This is a genomic window from Cellulomonas sp. EB106-03-03-XG116, from assembly GCF_058792015.1.
Genome location: NZ_JBYTEP010000002.1, coordinates 107857 through 130845, shown reverse-complemented (window position 1 = coordinate 130845; position 22989 = coordinate 107857). Strand labels below are relative to the sequence as shown.

The window sequence follows — 22989 nt, the reverse complement described above, 5'->3', positions numbered from 1 at the left end:
ACGTTGCAACGCCGCGCGGGGCCCGACCCCCCCGCTCACGCAGGCCGGTCGAGCGCCCCCCGCACGATGCTGTCCCCGGAGTGCGCCGGGTCGCCGTCGAACGGCTCGGCCGACACGTCGACCACGGTGAACTCGTCCAGGTCCAGGCCGGGCGGGACGGCGAACCTGCCCTCGTCGCCGTCGAGCGCCCCGAGGCTGACCAGCCGCGTCGCGTCCTGGTCCAGCAGCCACACCGCGCGGAAGCCGTCCTCCTCGGTCCGGGACACCCGCACCACCAGCGTGCGCGTCCCGTCCGCGCCCTCCTCGAGCCACGCGTCCCCGGACGCCGCCCAGCCGGGCAGCGGGTCGAGCCGCGCCTCCGCGACCACCGTCTCCGTCGGCCGCTGGCCGGCCGCGACCACGGCGCCGCCACCGACCGCGCCGACCACCAGGCCCGCGGCCACCGCGAGCAGCCACCGGCCGCGGGAGCGGCCGGCCGAGGCGCCGCCGCCCGGACGCGCCGGCCGGGTCCCGTCCTGCGGCCCGGCCGAGGCGGCGCCGGCCGGGCCGGGCCGCACGTCCGGGGCCAGGCCGAGCTCGGCGCTGATCCGCTCCCACACGGCGTCGGGCGCGGGCACGAGCGTCTCGCCGACCCCGGCGCGCGCGGAGGCCGCCGTCGAGCGCAGGACCGCCAGCTCGCGGGCGCACCGGTCGCACTCCGCGAGGTGCCGCCGCTCCGCCGGGGTCGCGGGCTCGCCGACCGCGTGCAGGGCGAGGGCGTCAGACCCGAGGTGCGGCACCGTCCCTCACCTCCTCCAGCCGGTCGCGCAGCCGCAGCAGGCTACGTCGGATGTGGCTCTTCACGGTGCCGAGCGGCAGGTCGAGCCGCCGGGCGATCTCGTCGTGCGTGAGGTCCCCGTAGAAGGCGAGGGCCAGGATCGTGCGCTGGGGCTCGCCCAGCTGCTCGAGCTCGTCGACGACCGTCACCCGCTCGGCGACCGACGCGACGTCCGGGACCTCCGCCCGCTCCGCGTGCTGCGCGAGCGCGTGCAGGTCGCGGACGTCGCGGCTGCGCCGGGAGAGCGCGTCCGTGACCGCGTGGCGGGTGATGCCGGTGAGCCAGCCGCGCAGCGCGCCCCGGTCCGCGCGGTAGCCGGAGCGCCCGCGCCACGCCGAGACGAAGACCTGCTGGGTGACGTCCTCGGCGTCGGCCGCGGATCCCAGCGTGCGCAGGGCCAGCGTGTGCACGTAGGCCGCCCACCGGCGGTACGCCTCCGCGAGGGCGTGCTCGTCGCCGGCCTCAAAGGCACGCGCGAGCGCCTCGTCGTCCCACTCGGGCGGTGGGCGCAGGTGCGCCACGGTCCTGGGCAGGGCGGTCCTCCTCGTCGGGCCGGGCGGCAGCCGTGGCGGCTGCGCCGCGATCTGCGGCGCGGTCATCCCGCGTCCGCGGGGGTGGCGGTGACCAGCACGTTGTCGCGGTAGTGCCGGGTGGCGCGGTCGAAGGTGCCGCCGCAGGTCACGAGCGCCAGCCGGGGCGGGCCGTCGCGGGTGAACACGTCGGGCCAGCGCGCCTCGCTCTTGGGGAACCGGGTCACCGCGTCCACGACGTACGCGCGCGTGCTGCCGTCGGCCAGCACGACCTGGACCTCGTCGCCCGGGACGACGTCGACGAGCCGGACGAACGGCCCGGTCCCGGCCGAGGCGACGGAGTCCACGTGGGCCGCGACCACGGTGGTGCCGGCGGCGTCGCCCGGGTCGGCCCCGAACCGGTACCACCCGCCGCGCTCCGCCAGCGGGGGGATCTCCATCTGCCCGTCCTCGGCCACCCCCACCGGATCCACCGGCACGTCGATCGACCGGGCGGGCACGACGACCCGCACCGGCGCGGTGCGGGTCTCCACCGGCGGCGGCGGGGTCGCCGGCACCACGGGGACCGCGGGCGGGGCCGGCGCGGCCGGGCCCGTGGTCGCCGGGGCCGAGGTCGGGGCGCCGTCCGGGGACGGCACGCCGGTCGGGGCCGGCGTGCAGGCCGCGAGGACGGCGACCAGGACGGCGAGCGGCCCGGCCACGCCGAGGGGGGCGCGACGTGGCCGGGGGTCGTGGTGCGTCACGGGGGGCTCCAGTGGTCCGGGGCGCGGCCGGCCTCTGCTCGACCGGCCGCGCCCCCGGGTCCAGGGGTCAGCGCCGCTGGGCGGCCGTCCGACGGGTGGTCAGAGCGACGGCACCGAGTGCGCCGACGAGCGCCGCCGCCGCGATCCACGGTGCCGGCGAGCCGCCGTCGTCCGCCAGGCCGAGCTCGCCGGAGGGCACGCCGCCCGGCGCCGAGTGCAGCCCGTCGATCGTCTGCACCGCCAGCTGCAGGTTGCCGGCCTCGAGGGAGCCCCAGGCGTAGACGATCGTGTCCGCGCCCTCCGCGATCGTGAGGTCGGTCGGGCCGATCACCGGGTCGGTCGTCCCGGTCGCGGCGACGGCCGCCGAGACGGTGCCGGCCGGGACGGTCAGCGTCTGCTCGTCCGGGTTCGACAGGTTCGTCACCACGGCGCTGCCGTTGGCCAGCACGTCGACCGCCGGAGCAGCCGCGGTGTGCCGCACCGTCAGCCGGCCCTGCCCCGCCGGGACCTCCGACAGGTCGTTGGTGAAGAGGGTCGCCGTCGGGCTGCCGGCCGCGTCCAGGTGGGCGACGGCCGTGTAGCTCGCCCCGGCGTCCAGAGTGAGGTCGACCGGGCCGATGGCCGGCTGGCTCGCGTCGGCGGCGTCGGCCGCGGTGATCGCGACCGTGTGCGCGCCGGCGCGCAGGTCCAGCGGGCCCGCGAGGGTGCCGGGCGCGAAGTCGTCCAACGTGCGCTGGCCGTCGACCCACACGTCGACGGTCAGGTCGGGCACACCGTGCAGCACGGACAGGGACGCGGTCCCGGACGTGGCGGCGGTGGCGGGCATCGCGGTCGCGAGGGCGACCAGGGCCGCGGCGGCGACGCCGGCCGACCCGATGACGAACGGACGGTGCTGCATGCGAACTCCTCTGTCCGGTCCCCCCGGAGGGGGCAGGTGCACTGACACCCCCTCTACGACGCGGACCCCCCGGCCGGATGCACCGGCGCGCGAGAAGTTCTCCGGCGTCCCCGCGCGGGCGGCGCGCGGGCGGCGCGCGACCGACGACCGCGGCATCGCCCGGCCCGGACGTCAGGAGCGGCGGCGGAACCGGAAGTGCGCGTGGTGCAGCGTGTCGCCGCGCAGGACGCCGTACGCCCAGAACCCCAGGTCGTCGCGGTACACGACCCGGTCCCTGCGGACCCAGAAGGACCCCTGGAACGCGTGCCGCCGCCCGCCGCGGGTCTCGTCGTACCGGCCGGCGGGACCGAGCTCCTGGACGACGTCGGCCCGTTCGTCGTACCAGGTGCCGACGAGCGGGCCCTCGACCGACCGCGGCGCCCGCGCCGCCGGGCCGCCGTGCGTCCTCCCCCGCCCACCTGCGCGGGGGGCGGGCACGCCGTCGACCCACAGCGTCGCCTCGTCGGCGTACCAGACGACCTCCTCGAGCGGACGGGGTCGCGCGGCCCGCGCCGGCAGCACGCCGAACGTCGCCGGGCTGCCGGGCGTCAGCGAGCCGACCCGGGGCGAGGCGGGTGCGGCGGCGGGGACCAGGGTCGCCCCGGCGCAGTCGACGACGCGGGTGCCGGGGCCGGCGGCGGCCACGAGGTCGCGCCCGACCCCGGTCACGACGCCGCCCTCGACCAGCACGTCGCCGACGGCCAGGTCGCCGACGCCCTCGTCGAGCGTCCGGACCAGCGCTCCGGTCAGCACGACGGCGGACGCGCGCGTGCTCCGCGCGTCCGCGGTGTCCTCCGCCGCGCCGCCGAGGTCGTCCTGCCGTGCCATCGCGTCTCCTCTCCTCCGGGCCGGGGACAGCCGCTCCCCCGGGGGCCACCGTCGCGCCCGGGCGCGCCGCCAACCAGGCCGTGACGCACCCAGGCACGTCGGTGGCCGGCTCGGTTTCCTGGTGAGGCGGGCGCAGCACGCCCCGCAGCAGCCGCACGAACTGGAGGTCTCGAGCCATGGACCGCACGGGCAGCCCGCTCCCCCGGCGGACGGTCGTGGTCACCGGCGCCGGCAGCGGCATCGGCCGGGCCTGCGCCCGGCTGCTCGTCGAGCGCGGGGACGCGGTCGGCCTGCTCGACCGCGACCGCCGCGCCCTGCGCCGGGTGGCCGACGAGCTCGCGCACGCCGGCGACCGGGTCGCGACCGCCGAGGTGGACGTCGCGGACGCCTTCGCCCTCGGCGAGGCCCGGGACGACCTGGCCGCGCGGCTTCCCGCACCCGTGGACGCGGTCGTGGCGGCCGCGGGGAGCATGGCGGGCGGCGCGTTCGCCGGGGGCGTGCCCGGCGAGTGGGCGGAGATGATCGACTCGAACCTCACCGGGATGCTCCAGACGGCGCAGACGTTCGTCCGCGAGCTCGAGCTCGCCGCCGCCGCCGGGCGCAGCGATCTCGTCGTGGTCGGCGCGATCGCGGGCACCGTGGGCTTCCCCCGGTTCGCGGTGTACTCGGCGGTCGAGGCCGCGGTCGGCCAGCTGGCCCGGACGCTCCGCGGGGAGCTCGGCGTGCAGGGCATCCGCGTGCACCACGTGCAGCCCGGGGTCACGGGCACCCCGCTCGGGTCCGCGATGAGCGACGACGCGGCCCGCCGGGAGTGGCGCGACCTGCATCGGGACGTGCCGCCGGTGGACCCCGCTTCGGTGGCCCGGGCGGTCCTGTTCGGGATGGACCAGCCGCCGCACGTCACGGTCACCGACATGGTGGTCCTCCCCACCCGGCAGGACGCGGCGCTGCCCACGGTGCAGGGCGCGCCCCGGCCCGCGCGCCGGCGCTGGAGCCTGCGGTGACCGGCCCGGGGCGCGCCCGCGCCGCCGCGGTCCCCGCCCGGCTCCGCACCTCCCCCGCCGCGGCCGCGGCGATCCTGCTCGCCGCGACCGCCGCGGCGCTCGTCTGGGCGAACCTGCCCGGCTCGACCTACGAGGCCTTCTGGCACACCCCGGCCGCCGTGACCGTCGGCGGCGCGGGTGTCTCGCTCGACCTGCGGCACTGGGTCAACGACGCGCTGATGGCGCTGTTCTTCTTCCTGGTCAGCCTCGAGGCCCGGCGGGAGCTCGCCGTGGGCGACCTGCGCGACCGGCGGCGCGCCCGGGTCCCCGTCGTCGCGGCCGTCGCCGGGCTGCTGCTGCCCGCGGGGCTGTACGTCGCCCTGCTCACCTGGGCCGACGCGCCCCGCGAGGCCGTCACCGCGTGGGGCGTGGTCATCTCGACGGACACCGCGTTCGCGCTGGGGCTCCTGGCCGTCGCCGGCCGCCGCGCCCCCGCGGCCCTGCGTCTGTTCCTGCTGACCCTGGCCGTCGTCGACGACGTCGGCGCGCTCGCGGTGGTCGCCCTGGCGTACACCGACGAGCTGCGGCTCGGCCCGCTCGCCGTCGCCGCCGCGGCCACCCTCGCCATCGCCGGGCTGCGGCACCTGCGGGTGTGGCGCGGGCTGGCGTACCTCGTACTGGCCGCCGTCACCTGGGTCGCCGTGCTGCGGTCCGGCGTGCACGCGACCCTCGCCGGCGTCGCGATCGGCCTGGCGATGCCCGTCTACCCGCCCCACCGCGAGAAGGTCGAGGCGGCGATGGACGCCGCCGTGCGGTTCTCCCGGTCGCCGACCCCCCGGCGGGGACGCGACGCCGCCCTGCGGATGGCGCGCGCGGTGTCGGTGAACGAGCGGCTGCACACGCTGTACGCGCCCGCCGTGAACCTCGTCGTGGTGCCCGTGTTCGCCCTGGCCAACGCCGGCGTCGCGCTCGACGGCCCCGCCCTGCGCTCCGCGGCCGCCTCGCCCGTGACCTGGGCCGTCGTCGTGGGCCTCGTGGGCGGCAAGCTGCTCGGCATCACCCTCGGCGCGCGCGCGTCCGTCGCGCTGCGGCTCGGCCGGCTCGCCCCCGGCCTGCACACGCGCCACCTGGTGGCGGGCGGGCTCGTCTCGGGGATGGGCTTCACGATCTCGCTGTTCATCGTCGACGTGGCCCTGACGGACCCGACGCTGCGGGCCGACGCGCGGATCGGGGTGCTCGCCGCCTCGCTGCTCGCCGCGCTGCTCGCGACCGCCGCGTTCGCGCTGGCCGCGCGGACGGACCGGCACCGGCGCACCGCCCCGGACCCCCTGATCCGGCCGGTGGACCCGGCGCGGGACCACGTGCGGGGGGACCTGAGCGCGCCGCACCGGCTCACCGTCTACGCCTCATTCGTGTTCCCGGACGCGGGCCGCGCGGTGGAGACCGTCGACGAGCTGCGGGCCGAGCTCGGCGACCGCCTGCTGTTCACGTTCCGGCACCTGCCCACCGACGACCCGACCGCGGTCGAGGCCGCGCAGGCCGCGCAGGAGGCGGCGGCGCAGGCCCGGTTCTGGCCGATGCACGACGCGCTCGCCGCCCGCGCGGGGCGGCTGTCCTCGCGCGAGGTGCGGCGGTGCGCCGCCGAGGCCGGCCTGAACCTGGACCGCCTGGACGACGCCCTGCGGCACGGCACCCACCTCGCGCGGGTCACGGAGGACGTCACCGACGCCGCGACGATGCGCCTGCCCGGGCCGCCCGCGTTCTTCGTGGACGACCGGCGCTACGACGGCCCGGTGGACGTGGACGAGCTGCGGGCGGCGTTGCTCGCCGGCGGCACCACGCCCAGCACCGGCCGCGCCGCCGAGCCGCACCCCGACCCCACCGCCGATCTCACCCGGACCTGAGGAGGACCACCATGTCGCTGGTCGAGCACGCCCGCCTGGAGGACAACCCCTTCCCGCTGCGCGGCCGGACCGCCGTCGTGACCGGCGCCGCCGGCGGCATCGGCCAGGCCGTCGCCCGGTCGCTGCTGCGCGCGGGCGCGCGCGTGGCGTCGATCGACGTCCGCGAGTCCGTGCTGCGGGCGGACCGCACGGCGACCACCGCGCCCGGTGCCGCGTCCCTGGGCATCGTCGCGGACGTCACGGACGTCGAGGCGCTCCACCGGGCGCGCGACACGGTGCACCGCGCGTGGGGACGCGTCGACCTCGTCGTCGCCAACGCGGGCGTGATGTTCGGCGCCCCGTTCGAGCGGGCCTCCGAGGCGCAGTGGGCGGAGATGGTGGACGTGAACCTCGTGGGCTCGGTCACCACCGCCCGCGTGTTCGTCGACGACCTGCTCCGGGCCGCCGACGAGGAGCTGCCGACGGACCTGGTGCTCATCGGCTCGGTGGCCTCGCACCTGCTGCTCCCGGAGTTCAGCGTGTACGCCGCCACGGCCGCGGCGCGCGCCCAGCTGGCCCGCACGCTGCGGGCCGAGCTCTCCGGCCGCGGCGTCCGTGTGCGGCACGTCGAGCCCGGCACGACGCTCACGGCCCTCGGGTCCGAGATCGACGACGAGGCGGCCCAGGAGCGGCTGCGCCGGATGCGCGCCGTGGAGCGGCCGCTCACCCCGGAGGACGTGGCCCACTCCGTGCTGTTCGCCGCCTCGATGCCCGCGCACGTGAACGTCGCGGAGATCGTGGTCATGCCGACGCACCAGGTGTGAGCGGCGGCGTCGCCGCAGGTCACGGCGCGTGACGCGGGCCTCAGACCTTGCCGCCCGCGGGACCCGCGACTACGTTCACCGCATGGCCAAGGGGAACGAGCTGGGCAGCTTCCTGCGGGCACGGCGGGCCGCCACGTCCGTGGCGGACGTCGGCCTGCGGTCCTACGGCGCGCGGCGGGTCCCCGGTCTGCGCCGCGACGAGGTCGCGCAGCTGGCCGGCGTCAGCGTGGACTACTACACCCGGCTCGAGCAGGGCCGGGAGACCCGGCCGTCCGCCCAGGTGGTCGACGCGCTCGCGCACGTGCTGGGCATGGACGCCGCGGACCACCGGCACGCGTACGCGCTGGCCCAGCTGATGTGGGTGCCGCCCCTCCCGGACACCCCGCCGCCCGTGGACCCCGCGCTGGTGCGGCTGATGGAGTCGTGGCCGTCGGCGGCGTGCTTCGTCCTCGACCCGATCCTCGACGTCCTCGCGATCAACCCGCTGGCGCAGCGGCTGTTCACCCCGTTCGCGGCGACGGACAACCTCGTCGAGATGGTGTTCCTCGACCCGGCCGGCCGCACCTTCTACACGGACTGGGACCGCGCCGCCACCAGCTGCGTGGCGAACCTGCGGGCCACCTCGGACATCCACGTCGGCGCGCGCCGCCGCGAGCAGCTCGTCCAGCGCCTGCAGGACGGCAGCCCGGAGTTCGCCCGGCTGTGGACGGCGCACGAGGTCACGCCGAAGACCCACGACTCCAAGGAGCTGCACCACCCGGAGGTCGGCACCCTCACCGTGGACTTCGACGCCCTCGAGGTCTCCGGGATGCCCGGGCACCAGCTGGTCGTCTACCGCGCCGAGCCCGCGACCGTGGACGGGCAGCGGCTCCGCGCGCTCGAGCGCGCCGCGCTCGGGGACGCGCCCGCCGACCCGGTCCCCGCCGCGCTGGAGGGCGCCGGGGAGCAGTGACGCGGCCAGGTTGGTGACCACCGCGTCGCCCTAGCGTCGAGGGGTGCACCTCCACGACCCCGGGCCCGGCGACGTCGCCGCGGTCCTCAGCGACGCGCTCGACGTCGTGCACGCCACCCGCGGGTGGCGGACCCTGCACGCGCCGCTCGGCGTGGTGACCAACCTGGCCCGCGCGGTGTTCACCCACCCCGCGGCGGCGTGGTTCTACCTGGACCCGGCGCAGGTCCAGGTCGCGGTCGTCGCCCAGCTCCGCCGCCCGCCCGGCCGGGGCCCGCTGGCGACCGGGCCGGCGCCCGAGGACCCGACCGGGCTGGGCTCGGAGAGCGAGCGGTTCCGGGCGCTCTGGGCCGGCCCGGTCGTGACCCACCGTCCGCGCGCGCCCTACGAGGTGCGCCACCCCGCGCTGGGCGTGCTGGCGCTCGACCGGGCCACGGCCCGTCGGCCCGACGGCACGTGGTCGGAGCGCCTTGTGCCGCGCGCGGGCGACCGCAAGGCCCGGGACGCGGACCTGCTGGCCCTGCTCGACCTGCTGGACGAGCTGCCGTCCCGCAACTCGTGAGCCTGGCCGTGCTGCGACCTGGTTCCCGCTCCTCCGGCCGGGAAGTCTCGTCACCGGGCCGCGACGCACCTCGGCCCCCGGACGCGGCACCCGCCCGTCCCGACCCCCCGCGGAGAGGAACACGCAGATGACCACCACCGTCCTGAACGACCACGTCCTCGCCGGCCGCACCGCCGTCGTCACCGGCGCCTCGAGCGGCATCGGCGAGGCCACCGCCGAGCGCCTGGCCGCGCTCGGCGCCCGGGTCGCCGTCCTCGCCCGCCGCAAGGACCGCCTCGACGCCCTGGCCGAGCGGATCACCGCCGCCGGCGGCACCGTGCTCGTCCTGCCGACCGACGTGACGTCCCGCGAGGAGGTGACCGCCGCCGCCGAGGCCGTCCACCGCGAGTGGGGCGGCGTCGACCTGGTCTTCGCCAACGCGGGCGTGCAGCTGATCTCCGAGATCGACGCGCTCGAGGTGGCGGACTGGGACGCCCAGATCGACCTGAACATCAAGGGCGTCATGTACACGATCGAGGCGTTCGTCCGCTCGCTGGAGGCCGCCGCGGCCGACGGCCGCCCGGCCGACCTCATCACCACCTCGTCGATCGCCGCCACCCGCGTGCTCGAGAAGTTCTCGGTGTACTCCGGCACCAAGGCGTACGTGAGCCACGTGACGCGGCTGCTGCGCACGGAGCTCGGCCGCAAGGGCGTCCGCGTCGCCACCGTCGAGCCCGGCATGGTGGACACCGAGCTGCCCGACCACGTCACCGACCCGGACGCGAGCCGCCTGATGGCGGACCTGCTGCGGGAGATCGACTGCCTGCAGTCCGCCGACGTCGCGGAGACCGTGGCGTTCGTCGCGGCCGTGCCGCGACACGTGAACCTCACCGAGATCACGATCCTGCCGACCGCCCAGGCGGTCTGAGGTCCCGTCCTCGGCCGCAGCACGACGACGCCCCCACCGGACCCACGGCGGGGGCGTCGTGACGTGCGCGGGTGCAGGGGCCGGGCGCGACCGGCGCAGGGCCTCGCGACGGGCACCTGACACCGTCCCGGGACGCCGCACCCGGATCGGATGGCCGCATCCCTGCGCCGGAGGGCCTCGGTGCGCGAGGGTGGTGCGGTGACGAGAAGCGGGGTCGTGATCCTCCTCGGCACGGGGTTCGGCGTCCTCGCGTCCGGCGGCTGCGTCCTGAGCGCCGGCGCCGACGGTGACGTACGAGAACCACGTCGCCGAGGACGTGCTGATCGCGCTGGAGGGGGCAGGGGGTCGCACGTTCGAGCGGGAGGTGGCAGGCCGGTCCACGGGCGGCACGCCGACGGCTCCCTCACGTACTCCGAGGACGGTCGCGACGACCCGTCGCCGTGAGGCCTGCGGCGGTCCGGCTGCTCGGCAGACGTACGACTGAGACAACCTTCCTGCGGTGACGGGTCGTGCGAGACGGCCGAATCGTTGCTGCTTGAGACGTCCGTCTCAGCAGTGGTCAGTCGTCACACCAGTCACAGCCGCGACCCCTCGGCACCGAACGCGGCGAACCGGGCGAGCCTCCGATCGCGCGGATCAAGACACCACGCGTATCGCCGATACGCGCCAACGCGGCGCGGAACCGGCCCTGCACGCGGTGCTCACGGTGCACGCGCCCTACGATCTGCACGTGACCGAGGCCCTGTCCCCTGACGCCTGGCTCCGACCACCCGACAACCCGGTGCTCGGCCGCCCCCACGCTCCGGACTCCGGCATCTGGCACTACACGTCGCCCGAGGGCCTCAGCGGGATCCTCAACTCAGGCGCCTTGTGGGCGACGTCCAGCCGTTCGCTGAACGACACCTCCGAGGTCACCTACGGGATCGATGCGGTCCAGCGGACGTGGGCCGAGTCGCTGCCGGATCTGGTTCCCGAGGCACCCCGTGACTTGTTTGAGCAGTGGCTGACTCCGGCTGCTGAGCGCACCCGGAATAGGCACGCGTACTTCGTATCCGCGAGCGCGCGGCCGGACAGCCTCCCGCACTGGAACTACTACGGACAGCAGGGCGTCGCGATCCGGTTCGACCCGGCGGTCGAGTTCCGCCTGCGGTGCGTGGACGACTGCGAGCTCTACACACCGGATTTCATCCCCGCGACGCTGTGGCGACCGGTGACGTACGCGCCGATCGAGCAGGTCTGGCGCGACCGGCACGACCCGGTCATCACGTTCATCGAGGGTGCGCTGGACGCGTTCGCCGCTCTGCGCGCGGGGAAGGTCCACGACGAGACGCTGTTTTTCAACGCACTCGAGCACCAGTTCCTCAGCCTGGTCTGCCTGCACAAGTCGGTGGCGTTCGAGCACGAGGAGGAGTACCGCCTGCTCGTCCTGGAGCCCTCCGAACCGTCCTTCGCCCAGTTCCGGGATGCGACGTTCGGACCCACTCCGTACGTGGTGATCGAGCCGGCGTCCGACCCCGATCACCGCGACCGGTACTGCAGCCGCCGCGGAGCCAAACTGCCGATCCAGCACGTTCGGGTCGGTCCCGGCGTCGACGCCACCGCCACCGAGCAGCAGGTGCGCGATCTGCTGACCGCTACCGGGTATGCAGAAGTGGGGACCAGCATCTCCGCGATCCCGTTCAGGTAGAGCCCGGCACGTTCGATCAGCGGCGTCCCGCGCCGCTCACTTGACGTCCGCAGCACTAGGGCCCGGCGCCGTCCCGATGGTTCGCGTCGACCGACAACCTTGAGCGCTCCGAGACCTCCGGTGACCACCTGACTGCGGTGCCGACGTGAGTTAGAACGACACGAGTAACGGTTCACGATCGGCCCTTACGAGCTATCGATCAGAGGGAGTGACGTGGTCCGACCGGAGTTCGGGAGCTGGAAGCTCCAGCAGGCGGTCCGCAACCCCTGGGGTCGGGTGCCTCTCACTGACGGTGGCAGAGCGCTGAGCGGGCTAGCCAAGGAGTACATGGAGCGCCTCGTAGGCAAGCAGGATGCGCCGGACACCTCCACGCGGCGGCATCACTACGTGCCGAGGTCTTACTTGCGGCAGTGGTCGTCGGACGGCAAGCGGATCTGGTCCTGGGACACCGTTACGGGCAGGGTGCGCAAGCTGGGCATCGCGGATCTCTGCGTCGAGGAGAACTTCTACCGGGTTGTCGGTCCGGGTGGCGTCGAGCACAACCGGGTCGAGCTGCTGTTCGGCGTCGTCGACCAGGAGTTGCGTCGAGTTCAGATGCTGCTCGCCGGCCTGGACGATCCCAACAGGCTCGAGTACGACGACCTGCTCGGGCTCGGTGTGTCGATGTCGATGCAGCGGAATCGCACCGCGCAGCAGCGACGCCTCCACCAACAGTTCAACAGGTGGGACGTCGCGCAGGAGTTCGAGGGCTTCACCTCGTTCGAGGACCCGGCTAACCCGTACCGGCTCGCCGGGATCCAGACCGAGCTGTTGTTCACAGGCATGTGGGCTGCGGCAGACGTCCTGACGACGCGGCAGATCGAGGTGTGGCATGACGACCAGGGCCGCTTCCGCACGTGCGATGCGCCGGTACTCGTCCCGTTCGACCGCAGCCGACGGCACGACCTGGACTCGGCGCCGTACATCTGGTGGCCCGTGAGTCCGCACAGGGTCGTGGCGCTCAGCCGGGACCATACGGGCGAGCGCGCCGTCATCCGGCCGGCGAGCGCCAAGATGATCGGGATCGTCAACCGTGCAGTCGAGCAGGGCCGGGAGCGGATGGTCTTCAGCTCGGACGAGCAGGCGCGGCGCCTGCCGGAAGGCAAGACGCTCTCGCGACGCACTCAGGCGCGGTTCCGTTGCTCGGACCACACACCCGATGGTGAACCCGTCGCACCGCCGGGCTGCTGCGTCGAGCGGAGTGAGGCGTACGGGACGCGACCGGACGTGGCGCTGTGCGACCAAGGTCTGCACAAGCCGGTGCCCGACATGTCGTCGACTAGTTGACGCCGGTCCCTCTCGCAGTTCAGCTTGAGCTGGCGCGTCCCGCCGTCAGTCGAGTCGAGAACGGGCGTCGTTCCAGGATGCGAGGCTCAGCACCCGCGCCGTTCCAACGAACCGGCTCTTGTTCCAGCGGATCGCAGATGCCGGCAGGCGCGGCTCAGGCCCCCTCGGCCCGCCCCGCCCGCCAGTACCCCATGAACGCCACGGCCTTGCGGTCCACCCCGCACGTCCCGACGAGGTGCCGCCGCAGCGTCTTGATCGCCCCGGCCTCCCCCGCGAGCCACGCGTAGAGCGCGGCGGACTGGCGCAGGGGCTCGCCGGTCGCGTGGTCGACGGGGACCTCCCACAGGATGCCGTCGTCGATGTCGACGTCCTCGAGCTCCATGCCCTCGGGCAGCGGCGCGTCGCGCGGCATGAGCCGCTTGCACGCGGCCTGCACCGCGGGGACGAGGAGCGAGCCGTGCGCGGCGCCGTCGCGCGGCAGCCAGCGCACGGTCACGCCGGCCGGGGCGTCGACGGGGATCGCGTCGCCGGTGACCGGGACCTCGATCAGCGCCTCGCCGCGGGCGTCGCGGGGCAGCCGCTCGAGGATGCCGGCGATGGCGGGCGCCGCGGTCTCGTCGCCCGCGAGGAGCAGGCGGTCGGCGTGCGCCGGCGGGACGAAGTCGACGCCGCCCGACGGGCCCGCGTGCTCGCGGTTCGGGCCGAGGACGACCAGCGGGTCGCCGACCTGCGCGCAGCCGGCCCACGCTGACGCCGGGCCGGCGTCGCCGTGCAGGACCATGTCGACGTCGAGCTCGCGGACGTCGTTGCGGGCCGTCCGCGCCGTGTAGGTGCGGATCGGGTGCCGGAGCTCGTCCGGCAGGTCGCGCCACTGCAGGTACCAGGACTCGCCGGTCGGGACGGTGTCGTAGCCGCAGGGCAGCGGCAGCAGCAGCTTGATGCGCTGGTCGAAGCCGTTGTCGGCGAACTGGTCCAGGTCCTCACCGGTGAAGGTGAACCGGCGGAAGGAGGGGCTGAGGTCCACGATCCGCGACACCCGGACGTCGAAGAACCGGAACGGCGTGGTGACGGCCGGCGCGGCGGTGGACGCTGTCATGCCGCCACCGTAACCCGAAGGGAAGGCTTACCTCACCCCCTGTGTGACACATCCCACAGGGTGGACGCGTCAGGCCGCCGACGTGCCGAACGCGAGGCCCAGCAGGTACGTCGCCGCGGCCGCCCCGAAGCCGATCGCCAGCTGGCGCAGCGCGCGCTTGGCGGGCGACGACCCCGACAGCACGCCGACGGTCGCACCGGTCCCGAGCAGCGCGACGCCGACCAGGCCGGAGGCCAGCGCCACGGCGCTCCAGCCCTCCATGCCGAGCAGGTACGGCAGCACGGGCACGACCGCCCCGGCCGCGAAGAAGCAGAAGCTCGCGAGCGCGGCGCCGACGGCGCTGCCGACGGTCTCGTGCTCGTCCACCTGCTCGCCGGCGACCTCGCCCTCGTGCGGGGGCAGCGCCGCCGACGCCCCGCCGACGGCGGACAGGTCGGCGAGCACCGTGGCCGCGCGCGCCTGCGCCTCGTCGGCGCCCATCCCCCGGGCGCGGTAGACGAGGGCGAGCTCGTTCGCGTCGATGTCGAGGTGCGGCAGCGCGTCCCGAGCCTGCGCGCTGGGCCGCGACGCCTCGAGGAGCTCGCGCTGGGAGCGCACGGACACGTACTCGCCCGCGCCCATCGACAGCGCGCCGGCGAGCAGGCCCGCCAGACCGGTCAGCAGGACCGTCGACGTGGCGACACCGCTCGCGCCGATGCCGAGCACCAGCGCCAGGTTGCTGACCAGCCCGTCGTTGGCGCCGAACACCGCGGCGCGGAACGTGCCGGACATCCGGCTGCGCCCGCGCATCGCCAGGCTGCGGACGACCTCCTCGTGGATCCGCTCGTCGGCGGCCATCGTGGGCGTCGCGTCGACGTCGTCACCGTAGGCGGACCGCGCCTCGGCGCGCTGGGCGAGCGCCAGGACGAACACGCCGCCGAACCGCCGGGCGAGCGCGCCGAGCACGCGGGAGCGCACGTCGCCGGGCAGCGGCCGCCCCACCCGGTCGCCGAGCAGGTCGAGCCAGTGCTGCTCGTGGCGCTTCTCGGCGTCGGCGAGCGCGAGCAGGATGGCGCGCTCCTCGCCCGTGCGCCGGGACGCGAGGTCGCGGTAGGCGGCGGCCTCGGCTCGCTCGTCGGCGAGGTAGCGCCGCCAGCGGCGGATCTGGCGGGCGGTGGGCGCGACGGCGGGGGCCCCGGGGGCCCGGTCGGTGGGTGGCACGGTGCTCCATGGTGGGCGCCCCACGGGCCCGAGTCACGCGATCCGCGCCGATTCGGGCGCCCGAATCGGGGCGTCCGCAGGGCCGTCGCGCGGCCGTGCGGGCGCCCCGTCCGCCGCTCAGTCCTCCCAGGGCGGGGTGTCGTCGAGCTTCGCGTAGTACTTCGCCAGGTGGCTCTTGACCCGGTCGACGTCCTTCGCGGGCAGGTCGACGCCGCCGCGGGAGCCCTGCATCACGGCCGCGGCGGCGAACACGCCGCGCGGCACGGCGACGAGCTCCCCCCCGACCACGTCGGCGATCAGGAGCTTGTAGGCGGTGAAGTTCTGCTTCGCGTCGGCGTCGTACCAGACGTGCGCATCGCGGTACTTCTCGTTCGGCTCGTCCTGCGCGCCGGCCCACGCGCGGACGCGCTTCTCGGCGGCGGCACCGTCCCACTCGCGGTCGCGGTCGGCCAGCGGCAGGTCCTGGAACGCGGTGACGGCCATCGGCCGCACCCCCTTCTCAACGGCTCGGGTGAGAAACCTGACGGTTGCGCAAGCGGATGGTTCAGGACGACGGCGCCGCGTCCCGCAGCTTCGCCAGCAGGGGCTCGGCGACCTCGTCGAGGAACCGCTGCTGGGCCTGGTCGCCGACCTGGACCAGGGCGATGTCCGTGAACCCGGCCTCCCAGTACGGCTGGATCTTCGCGACGATCGCGTCCAGGTCCGGCCCGCACGGGATGGTCTCGGCGACGTCGTCCGGCCGGACGAACTGGCTCGCGCCGGCGAACGCCTCGGTCGTCGGGAGGTCGGCGTTCACGCTCCAGCCGCCGGCGAACCAGCGGAACTGCTCGTGCGCGCGCTCCTTCGCCGTGGCCGCATCAGGGTCCCACGAGATCGGGATCTGGCCGATCTTGCGGGACGGCGGCGGGGTCTCGCCGCCGATCGCGTGCGCGGCCTGCGCGCGGGCCTCGTCCCAGGAGGACAGCAGGTCCGCCTCCGGGTCGGTGGCGACCAGGTGGTCGGCCAGCGGCGCGAACCGGGACACCGACTGCGCGCCGGACACCGCGACGCCGATCTCCACCGGGGCGTCCGGCAGGTCCCAGAGCTGCGCGGAGTCGGTGCGGAAGTGCACGCCGTCGAAGGTCAGGCGGTCGCCGTCGAGCAGCGAGCGGATGATCTCGATGGCCTCCTCGAGCATGTCGTGCCGCTCGCCGACCGCGGGCCAGCGCTCGCCGACCACGTGCTCGTTCAGGTTCTCGCCCGCGCCGAGGCCCAGGGTGAACCGGCCGTCGGAGAGGACGCCGAGGGTGGCGGCCTTCTGCGCGACGACGGCCGGGTGGTACCGGACGGTCGGGCAGGTCACGTAGGTCATCAGGTCGACGCGGGACGTCACCTGCGAGACCGCGCCGAGCAGCGACCACGCGTACGGCGCGTGCCCCTGCTCGTCGACCCACGGGAAGTAGTGGTCGGAGGAGACGACGAAGTCGAAGCCGGTCCGCTCGGCATCGGCGGCGTACCCCACGAGCTGCTTGGGGCCCGACTGCTCGGTCATGAGGGTGTACCCGAATCGCGTCATGCGACCGAGCCTCACACCGACCGGCCGCCCCGGCATCCGGAGCGGCCGGTCGTGGGCGCCGACGGGTCAGGCCGCGGCGAGCGCCGCGCGCAGGGCGTCGACCAGCGGGGTGGTCGGGCGGCCGATCAGGCGGGACAGGTCGCCCGGGGCCTCCGCCAGCAGGCCGTCGCGGGTGTTCCCCTCCAGGGCGACCACGAAGCCGACGGTGCCCTCGTCCAGGCCCGCCGCGGCGAGGTCGGCGGCGCGCTGCTCGGGCGACACCGCGCGGTAGGCGACCGGGCGGCCCAGCACCTCGGACGCGGCCGCGGCGAGCTCGTCGAAGCTCCACGCCTCGTCGCCGGACAGCTCGTACACGGCGTCGTCGTGGCCCTCGGTGCGCAGCACGACCGCGGCCGCCGCGGCGAAGTCGTCGCGCGGCGCGGAGGCCACCCGGCCGTCGCCGAACGAGCCGACGATCTCGCCGGTCTCGCCCGCCCGCTGCACGTCGCCCACGTAGTTCTCGGTGTACCAGCCGTTCCGCAGGATCGTGAAGGTCAGGCCGGACGCCCGGAGGATCTCCTCGGTGGCCTTGTGCTCGGGCGCGAGCACCAGCGGCGAGGTGTCGGCCTTCGGCGCGGAGGTGTAGACCAGGCGACGCACGCCGGCGGCCTTCGCGGCGTCGATGACGGCGCGGTGCTGCTCGACGCGCCGGCCGACCTCGCTGCCCGACACCAGCAGCACGGTCTCGGCGCCCTCGAGCGCGGCGGCGATGGTCTCCGGCCGGCCGTAGTCCAGGGTCGCGACGCGCACGCCGCGCTCGGCGAGGTCCGCGAGGGTCTCGGTGCGGCGGCCCGCGGCGACGATCCGGTCGGCCGGGACGCCGTCGGCGAGCAGGTGGGTGACGACGAGGCGGCCGAGGTGGCCGGTGGCGCCGGTGACGACGATCGACATGGTGGAGCTCCTCCGAGGTGGGCGTGGCCGGCCGCCTGACGCGTCCGGCACCTGCCCCAACGGGCGGCCGGCTCCCACCCTTCCCGGTCGCCGGTACCCACTTTCGCGTAAGGTACTGGCATGGCGGTAAGCATCGAGGACACGGCCCCGACGGTCTCCGGATCCGTGCTGGGCGACCTGCTCATGGACGGCGTCCTCGCCTCGGCGTGCCCGAGCCGGGTGGTGCTCGACCACGTGACCAGCAAGTGGGGCGTGCTGGTCCTGGTCGCGCTGTCCGAGCGCACGCTCCGCTGGGGCGAGCTGCGCCGGCTGGTCGAGGGCATCAGCGAGAAGATGCTCGCCTCCACGCTCCGCACCCTCGAGGCCGACGGCCTGGTGCTCCGCGAGGCCACCCCGTCGATCCCGCCGCGCGTCGACTACTCGCTCACCCCGCTCGGCCGGGAGCTCGCCGACCACCTGCTGCCGCTGATGGGCTGGATCGTGCGGCACGCCGACGCGATGGTCGCCCGCCCCTGACGCCCGCCCCCGGCACGCCCCGCCCGGGGGGTGTCACAGCGCGGGCGCCTACGATGGCCCACCGCAACCCCCGCACCCGACCGAAGGACGAGCACGTGCGCCGTACGGCCGCCACCCTCCTCGCCGCGTCCCTGCTGCTGCTCGCCGCGTGCAGCGACGGGGGCTCCGACGACTCCGCCTCCCCCAGCGCCTCCGCGTCCGCCACGGCCGCGGCGACCGCCTCCGCCGAGGACGTCGCCGCCCTCGAGGCCGTGACCCTCACCGGCGACGCCGGCCAGGAGCCCGCGTTCGACTTCGAGCAGCCGTTCTCGGTCTCGGCCCCGGTCGCGCGGGTCGTCACCCCCGGCGCCGGCGACACCGTGGCCGAGGGCGACCTGGTCACCGTCAACATCGCCGCGGTCAGCGGCGAGGACGGCAGCACCCTCGGCGGCACGTACGGCGCCGAGCCGCAGCAGTACCTCGCGACCAGCGACAACCTGCCGCCGGTGCTGCTCGACGAGCTCGTCGGCCAGCAGACCGGCGCGCGCCTGCTGTTCGCGAACCCCGCGAACGGCATGACGTCGCTGCTCGCCGTCGAGGTGGTCAGCACCGAGGCGGTCCCGACCCGCGCCGAGGGCACCGCGGTGACCCCGCTGCCCGAGGGCCTGCCGACCGTCACCCTGGACGAGGACGGCGCGCCGTCCATCGAGCCGCTCGACACCGACCCGCCGACCGAGCTCGTCGTGCAGCCGCTGATCCAGGGCGCCGGCGCGGCCGTCGAGGCGGGCCAGACGCTCACCGTCCAGTACAGCGGCTGGCTGTGGGACGGCACGTCGTTCGACTCGTCCTGGGAGCGCGGCTCGGCCACGACCTTCCCGCTGACGAACGTCATCCAGGGCTGGCAGCAGGGCCTGGTCGGCCAGACGGTCGGCAGCCAGGTGCTGCTGATCATCCCGCCGGAGCTGGGCTACGGCGACCAGGAGTCGGGCAGCATCCCGCCGAACTCGACGCTGGTCTTCGTGGTGGACATCCTCTCCGCGTCCTGACCGCACCCGGCGGGGACACGCGCAGCACAGGGACCTCGGCCGCACCAGCGACCGAGGTCCCTGTCGTTCCCGCGACCCGCGTGGTTAGCCTGGCCGTCCCGGCACCGATCCAGAAGGACGTGCGATGGACGCGGCAACGACGCCGACGGTCCGGAACGTGGCGCTCGTCGGCCACGCCGGATCCGGCAAGACGACACTCGCCGAGGCCCTGCTGCTGCGCGCCGGGGCCGTCCCCCGCGCCGGCCGGGTCGAGGACGGCTCGACGGTGTGCGACCACGAGCCGGAGGAGGTGGCCCGCGGCTCCTCCGTGGCGCTCGGCGTGGCCGACCTCGACTGGACGTGCAGCCAGGACCGCCCGCACCGCATGACCCTCCTGGACACCCCGGGGGCGCCCGACTTCGCGGGCGCGGTGGACGCGGCCCTCGCGGTCGCGGACCTCGCGGTGGTGGTGGTGAGCGCCGTCGACGGGGTCCAGTCCGGGACGGAGGCGGCGTGGCGCCGGTGCGACGAGGCGGGGATCCCCCGCCTCGTCGTCGTCTCCCAGGAGGACCGCGCCCGCGCCGACTTCCACCGCGTGCTCGACCAGGTCCGCGACCTGGCGGTCCGCACCGGGCACGACGCCGCCGCGGTGCTCCCGCTGGAGCTGCCGCTCGGCGAGGAGCAGGCGCTGCACGGGGTCGCCGACGTGCTGTCCGACCGGGGGTTCGACTACGGCGCCGACGGCCGGCACCGCGACTGCGACCTGCCCGCCGACGTCGCCGACGAGGAGCACCGGCTGCACGGCGAGGTGACGGAGGAGATCGTCGCGCACGACGACGACCAGCTGGAGCGGTACCTGTCCGGCGACGAGCCCGGTCCGGTCGACCTCGAGCGCACGCTGGCCCGCGAGGTCGCGTCCGGCGGGGCCGTGCCCGTGCTGGTGGCGTCCGCGGCGACGGGGGTCGGGATCGACCGGCTCGCGGACCTGGTGTGCGAGATCGGCCCCGCGCCGACCGACCGGCCCGCGCGGCTGCGGGTCGGGGGCGGCGGCCCCGACGACGGCGCGGAGACCGAGCTGCCCGCCGACCCGGCCGGCGAGACGGTGCTGCAGGTGTTCCGCACTGTGGCCGACCCGTTCGTCGGCCAGGTGTCGGTGTTCAAGGTGCTGTCCGGCACGGTCCGCTCGGGCGACCGGCTGGTGACCACCGGAGGCGCCGAGGAGCGGCTGCACGGCCTGTTCCGGCTCCGGGGCCGGGAGCACCTGCCGGTCGACGCGGTCGCCGCCGGCGGGATCGCCGCCGTCGCCAAGCTCGGCTCCGCGCCCACCGGCACGCTGCTCGCGGCGCGGGCGCAGCCGGTCCGGCCCGCGACGCTGCCCGCCCGGCCGCCCGTGCTCGGCCTCGCGCTGGTCCCGGTCAGCCAGGCCGACGACGACAAGCTGTCCGGCGCGCTCACCCGGCTCGCCGCCGAGGACCCGACCCTGGTCGTGGAGCGCACCGCGCACCAGGCCGTCCTCCGGGGCCTCGGCGACGCGCACCTCGCGGTGGCCGTCGAGCGGCTGGCCCGGGTGTTCGGCGTGCACGTCACGACCGAGCCGGTGCGGATCGCGTACCGCGAGACGATCGCCCGTCCCGCCGAGGCGGAGGGCCGGCTCAAGAAGCAGTCCGGCGGGCACGGGCAGTTCGCCGTCGTGCAGCTGCGGCTCAGCCCGCTGCCCCCGGGGTCCGGCTTCGCGTTCGTCGACTCGGTGGTCGGCGGCGCGGTGCCGCGGTCCTACCTGCCCGCTGTCGAGCGCGGCGCCGCAGAGGCGCTGGCCGCCGGCGGGCCGCTCGGCCACCCGGTCGTCGACGTCCAGGTCGAGGTGCACGACGGCAAGGCGCACGCCGTCGACTCCTCGGACATGGCCTTCCGCACGGCCACCGCCGCCGGCGTCCGCGCCGCGCTCGCCTCCGCCGGCACCGTGCTGCTGGAGCCGACGCTGCGGGTCACGGTCCTCGTGCCGCCGGAGGCGCAGGGCGACGTGCTCGGCGACCTGTCCGGGCGGCGCGGGCGGATCAGCGCGAGCAGCACCACCGACGACGGCCGGGTGCGGATCGAGGCCGTCGTGCCCGAGGCCGAGGTCGTCCGGTACGCGCTCGACCTGCGGGCGCTCACCGGCGGGCGGGGCGAGGTGGTGCTGGAGCCCGGCGACTACGAGGTCCGGCCGGGGCACCTGGCGCCGGTGTGACGCGAGGCGCCGGTCAGCCCGCCGCCGCGGCCGCCTCCGGCACCGGGACCCCCGATCCCAACCGCCCCGCGTAGACGTCGATCTTCATCTCGATCGCCGCGAGGTGCTCGGTCACCTCGGCCAGCTGCGCGCGCACGGCGTCCCGGTGCGCCTCGAGGAGCGCCATGCGCTGCGGCTCGGTGCCCTCGCCCTGCCGGACCAGCTCCGCGTACTCCCGGATCTCCCGGATCGGCATGCCGGTGGCCCGGAGCCGGGTGAGCAGGTGGATCCAGCCGAGGTCGCGCTCGGTGTACCGCCGGTGCCCCGACGACGCGCGCTCGACCGCGTCCAGCAGCAGCCCGTCGCGCTCGTAGTACCGGAGCGTGTGCGGGGTCAACCCGGTCGCCGCGGCGGCCTCGGCGATGGTGAGGGTGCGGCTCTCCTCGGTCACGCCCCTCAGCATGCGCCGCTCACCGCCCGATGGTCGACATGTCGGGGTACCGGTCGCCGACGACGGCCTGCGGCGGCACGGCGTCCGCGAGCGCCGCGAGGTCCTCGGCGGTGAGCCGCACGTCGGCGGCCGCCACGTTCTGCTCCAGGTAGCGGACCCGGCGGGTGCCGGGGATCGGCACGACGTCCTCGCCCTGGGCCAGCACCCAGGCGAGCGCGAGCTGCGCCGCCGTGACGCCCCGCTCGGCCGCGAGCGCCTGCACCCGCTCGACGAGCGCGCGGTTGGCGTCGAACGCCTCCCCGGCGAACCGGGGGTTGGCGCGCCGGAAGTCGTCGGGCGCGAGGTCGTCCCGCGCCGCGATGGCGCCGGTGAGCATGCCGCGGCCCAGCGGCGAGTACGGCACCAGGCCGATGCCGAGCTCGCGCAGCGTCGGCAGCACCTCCGCCTCGACGTCCCGGGTCCAGAGCGAGTACTCGGTCTGCACGGCGGTGATCGGGTGCACGGCGTGCGCGCGGCGGATCGTCGCGGGTCCCGCCTCGGACAGCCCGAGGTGCCGCACCTTGCCCGCCTGCACGGCCTCGGCGAGCGCGCCCACGGTGTCCTCGACGGGGACCTCCGGGTCCATCCGGTGCATGTAGTACAGGTCCACGTGGTCGACGCCGAGCCGCTGCAGGCTCGCGTCCAGCGCCGCGCGGACGTACTCGGGGCGGCCGTCCACGCCGCGGCTGGTCACCGTCGGGTCGGGGTCGCGGACGATGCCGAACTTGGTGGCGAGCACGACCTCGTCCCGGCGGCCGGCGATCGCGCGGCCGACGAGGCGCTCGTTGGTGTGCGGTCCGTACACGTCCGCGGTGTCGAGCAGCGTGACGCCGAGGTCGAGCGCGCGGTGGATCGTGGCGACCGACTCGCGCTCCTGGTCGGAGCCGGGCGCGGAGGTCGCGCCGTAGAACTCGGACATGCCCATGCAGCCGAGCCCGAGGGCGGAGACGGTGAGGGCGGTGCCGTGCGCGGCGCTGCCCAGGGTGCGGGTGGTGAGGCTCATGTCCCCGACGCTC

General features: G+C 75.6%; 23 protein-coding genes. 11 read left to right on the top strand and 12 right to left on the bottom strand.

Going from position 1 to position 22989, the window contains the following annotated elements; translation table 11 throughout:
* Positions 1-35 precede the first annotated feature (35 nt).
* The 5 genes from AC3WUG_RS01565 to AC3WUG_RS01545 all read right to left on the bottom strand — a co-directional run bounded on the left by AC3WUG_RS01565 (position 36) and on the right by AC3WUG_RS01545 (position 3855).
* Positions 36-779 (bottom strand): anti-sigma factor, encoded by a 744-nt coding sequence (locus AC3WUG_RS01565; protein WP_492326025.1) that lies wholly within the window; start codon positions 777-779, stop codon positions 36-38.
* Positions 760-1416, bottom strand: a complete 657-nt coding sequence (locus tag AC3WUG_RS01560; protein ID WP_492326024.1) for a sigma-70 family RNA polymerase sigma factor — start codon at positions 1414-1416, stop codon at positions 760-762. Before AC3WUG_RS01560 ends, AC3WUG_RS01565 begins: the two co-directional genes overlap by 20 nt.
* A complete protein-coding gene (locus AC3WUG_RS01555) occupies positions 1413-2090 on the bottom strand; it encodes a class F sortase (RefSeq protein ID WP_239192119.1) in 678 nt (225 codons plus the stop codon). The genes AC3WUG_RS01560 and AC3WUG_RS01555 overlap by 4 nt, the downstream gene beginning before the upstream one ends.
* Positions 2091-2157: 67 nt before the next feature.
* Positions 2158-2988 carry a DUF4397 domain-containing protein gene (locus AC3WUG_RS01550; RefSeq protein WP_492326023.1) on the bottom strand — a complete coding sequence of 277 codons (831 nt, stop codon included), beginning with the start codon at positions 2986-2988 and terminating at the stop codon, positions 2158-2160.
* A gap of 171 nt (positions 2989-3159) precedes the next feature.
* Positions 3160-3855, bottom strand: a complete 696-nt coding sequence (locus tag AC3WUG_RS01545; RefSeq protein ID WP_492326022.1) for an Atu4866 domain-containing protein — start codon at positions 3853-3855, stop codon at positions 3160-3162.
* A 176-nt stretch (positions 3856-4031) separates the two neighbouring features.
* Between AC3WUG_RS01545 and AC3WUG_RS01540 the strand changes: the two genes are divergently transcribed.
* From AC3WUG_RS01540 to AC3WUG_RS01505, 8 genes are all read left to right on the top strand, one after another.
* Positions 4032-4859 (top strand): SDR family oxidoreductase, encoded by an 828-nt coding sequence (locus tag AC3WUG_RS01540; protein WP_492326021.1) that lies wholly within the window; start codon positions 4032-4034, stop codon positions 4857-4859.
* Complete coding sequence (gene nhaA, locus AC3WUG_RS01535) at positions 4856-6742, top strand: Na+/H+ antiporter NhaA (RefSeq protein WP_492326020.1); 1887 nt, start codon at positions 4856-4858, stop codon at positions 6740-6742. The genes AC3WUG_RS01540 and nhaA overlap by 4 nt, the downstream gene beginning before the upstream one ends.
* Positions 6743-6753: 11 nt before the next feature.
* Positions 6754-7545 carry an SDR family oxidoreductase gene (locus AC3WUG_RS01530; protein WP_492326019.1) on the top strand — a complete coding sequence of 264 codons (792 nt, stop codon included), beginning with the start codon at positions 6754-6756 and terminating at the stop codon, positions 7543-7545.
* An 82-nt stretch (positions 7546-7627) separates the two neighbouring features.
* The gene (locus AC3WUG_RS01525; RefSeq protein WP_492326018.1) at positions 7628-8497 is read left to right on the top strand and encodes a helix-turn-helix transcriptional regulator; all 870 of its coding nucleotides are present in this window, start codon (positions 7628-7630) and stop codon (positions 8495-8497) included.
* A 43-nt stretch (positions 8498-8540) separates the two neighbouring features.
* Entirely contained in the window at positions 8541-9056 is a 516-nt protein-coding gene (locus tag AC3WUG_RS01520; RefSeq protein WP_492326017.1) for an MmyB family transcriptional regulator, read from the top strand.
* Positions 9057-9183: 127 nt separating this feature from the next.
* Complete coding sequence (locus AC3WUG_RS01515) at positions 9184-9963, top strand: SDR family oxidoreductase (RefSeq protein ID WP_492326016.1); 780 nt, start codon at positions 9184-9186, stop codon at positions 9961-9963.
* Between the two features lie 730 nt (positions 9964-10693).
* Positions 10694-11650, top strand: coding sequence for a DUF2971 domain-containing protein (locus AC3WUG_RS01510; RefSeq protein ID WP_492326015.1), 957 nt, complete (start codon positions 10694-10696; stop codon positions 11648-11650).
* Positions 11651-11977: 327 nt separating this feature from the next.
* Positions 11978-12976 (top strand): DUF4238 domain-containing protein, encoded by a 999-nt coding sequence (locus AC3WUG_RS01505; RefSeq protein WP_492326014.1) that lies wholly within the window; start codon positions 11978-11980, stop codon positions 12974-12976.
* Positions 12977-13130: 154 nt separating this feature from the next.
* Here the strand turns inward: AC3WUG_RS01505 and AC3WUG_RS01500 are convergent, their stop codons facing one another.
* From AC3WUG_RS01500 to AC3WUG_RS01480, 5 genes are all read right to left on the bottom strand, one after another.
* Positions 13131-14072: a siderophore-interacting protein gene (locus tag AC3WUG_RS01500; protein WP_492326013.1), complete on the bottom strand. Its 942-nt coding sequence runs from the start codon at positions 14070-14072 to the stop codon at positions 13131-13133.
* Between the two features lie 69 nt (positions 14073-14141).
* The gene (locus tag AC3WUG_RS01495) at positions 14142-15272 is read right to left on the bottom strand and encodes a VIT1/CCC1 transporter family protein (RefSeq protein ID WP_492326012.1); all 1131 of its coding nucleotides are present in this window, start codon (positions 15270-15272) and stop codon (positions 14142-14144) included.
* A 117-nt stretch (positions 15273-15389) separates the two neighbouring features.
* On the bottom strand, positions 15390-15755 hold the full coding sequence (locus AC3WUG_RS01490) for a hypothetical protein (RefSeq protein ID WP_492326011.1): 366 nt from the start codon (positions 15753-15755) through the stop codon (positions 15390-15392).
* A 61-nt stretch (positions 15756-15816) separates the two neighbouring features.
* Positions 15817-16827 (bottom strand): TIGR03557 family F420-dependent LLM class oxidoreductase, encoded by a 1011-nt coding sequence (locus tag AC3WUG_RS01485; RefSeq protein WP_492326010.1) that lies wholly within the window; start codon positions 16825-16827, stop codon positions 15817-15819.
* A gap of 66 nt (positions 16828-16893) precedes the next feature.
* Positions 16894-17757 carry an SDR family oxidoreductase gene (locus tag AC3WUG_RS01480; protein ID WP_492326009.1) on the bottom strand — a complete coding sequence of 288 codons (864 nt, stop codon included), beginning with the start codon at positions 17755-17757 and terminating at the stop codon, positions 16894-16896.
* A gap of 183 nt (positions 17758-17940) precedes the next feature.
* Between AC3WUG_RS01480 and AC3WUG_RS01475 the strand changes: the two genes are divergently transcribed.
* The 3 genes from AC3WUG_RS01475 to AC3WUG_RS01465 all read left to right on the top strand — a co-directional run bounded on the left by AC3WUG_RS01475 (position 17941) and on the right by AC3WUG_RS01465 (position 21504).
* Positions 17941-18273, top strand: a complete 333-nt coding sequence (locus AC3WUG_RS01475; protein WP_492326086.1) for a winged helix-turn-helix transcriptional regulator — start codon at positions 17941-17943, stop codon at positions 18271-18273.
* A gap of 95 nt (positions 18274-18368) precedes the next feature.
* Positions 18369-19298: an FKBP-type peptidyl-prolyl cis-trans isomerase gene (locus AC3WUG_RS01470; protein ID WP_492326008.1), complete on the top strand. Its 930-nt coding sequence runs from the start codon at positions 18369-18371 to the stop codon at positions 19296-19298.
* Between the two features lie 124 nt (positions 19299-19422).
* Complete coding sequence (locus AC3WUG_RS01465) at positions 19423-21504, top strand: elongation factor G (RefSeq protein WP_492326007.1); 2082 nt, start codon at positions 19423-19425, stop codon at positions 21502-21504.
* Between the two features lie 13 nt (positions 21505-21517).
* Here the strand turns inward: AC3WUG_RS01465 and AC3WUG_RS01460 are convergent, their stop codons facing one another.
* Both AC3WUG_RS01460 and AC3WUG_RS01455 read right to left on the bottom strand, forming a co-directional pair.
* Positions 21518-21934 carry a MerR family transcriptional regulator gene (locus AC3WUG_RS01460; protein WP_492326006.1) on the bottom strand — a complete coding sequence of 139 codons (417 nt, stop codon included), beginning with the start codon at positions 21932-21934 and terminating at the stop codon, positions 21518-21520.
* 19 nt (positions 21935-21953) lie between these two features.
* Positions 21954-22976, bottom strand: a complete 1023-nt coding sequence (locus AC3WUG_RS01455) for an aldo/keto reductase (RefSeq protein WP_492326005.1) — start codon at positions 22974-22976, stop codon at positions 21954-21956.
* Positions 22977-22989 lie beyond the last annotated feature (13 nt).

Coding starts and splice junctions, on each gene's coding strand:
- AC3WUG_RS01465 (WP_492326007.1), top strand. CDS start 19,423: ATGGACGCGGCAACGACGCCGACGGTCCGGAACGTGGCGCTCGTCGGC.
- AC3WUG_RS01500 (WP_492326013.1), bottom strand. CDS start 14,072: ATGACAGCGTCCACCGCCGCGCCGGCCGTCACCACGCCGTTCCGGTTC.
- AC3WUG_RS01505 (WP_492326014.1), top strand. CDS start 11,978: ATGGAGCGCCTCGTAGGCAAGCAGGATGCGCCGGACACCTCCACGCGG.
- AC3WUG_RS01525 (WP_492326018.1), top strand. CDS start 7,628: ATGGCCAAGGGGAACGAGCTGGGCAGCTTCCTGCGGGCACGGCGGGCC.
- AC3WUG_RS01540 (WP_492326021.1), top strand. CDS start 4,032: ATGGACCGCACGGGCAGCCCGCTCCCCCGGCGGACGGTCGTGGTCACC.
- AC3WUG_RS01545 (WP_492326022.1), bottom strand. CDS start 3,855: ATGGCACGGCAGGACGACCTCGGCGGCGCGGCGGAGGACACCGCGGAC.
- AC3WUG_RS01485 (WP_492326010.1), bottom strand. CDS start 16,827: ATGACGCGATTCGGGTACACCCTCATGACCGAGCAGTCGGGCCCCAAG.
- AC3WUG_RS01515 (WP_492326016.1), top strand. CDS start 9,184: ATGACCACCACCGTCCTGAACGACCACGTCCTCGCCGGCCGCACCGCC.
- AC3WUG_RS01455 (WP_492326005.1), bottom strand. CDS start 22,976: ATGAGCCTCACCACCCGCACCCTGGGCAGCGCCGCGCACGGCACCGCC.
- AC3WUG_RS01550 (WP_492326023.1), bottom strand. CDS start 2,988: ATGCAGCACCGTCCGTTCGTCATCGGGTCGGCCGGCGTCGCCGCCGCG.
- AC3WUG_RS01560 (WP_492326024.1), bottom strand. CDS start 1,416: ATGACCGCGCCGCAGATCGCGGCGCAGCCGCCACGGCTGCCGCCCGGC.
- AC3WUG_RS01490 (WP_492326011.1), bottom strand. CDS start 15,755: ATGGCCGTCACCGCGTTCCAGGACCTGCCGCTGGCCGACCGCGACCGC.
- AC3WUG_RS01530 (WP_492326019.1), top strand. CDS start 6,754: ATGTCGCTGGTCGAGCACGCCCGCCTGGAGGACAACCCCTTCCCGCTG.
- AC3WUG_RS01475 (WP_492326086.1), top strand. CDS start 17,941: ATGGACGGCGTCCTCGCCTCGGCGTGCCCGAGCCGGGTGGTGCTCGAC.
- AC3WUG_RS01480 (WP_492326009.1), bottom strand. CDS start 17,757: ATGTCGATCGTCGTCACCGGCGCCACCGGCCACCTCGGCCGCCTCGTC.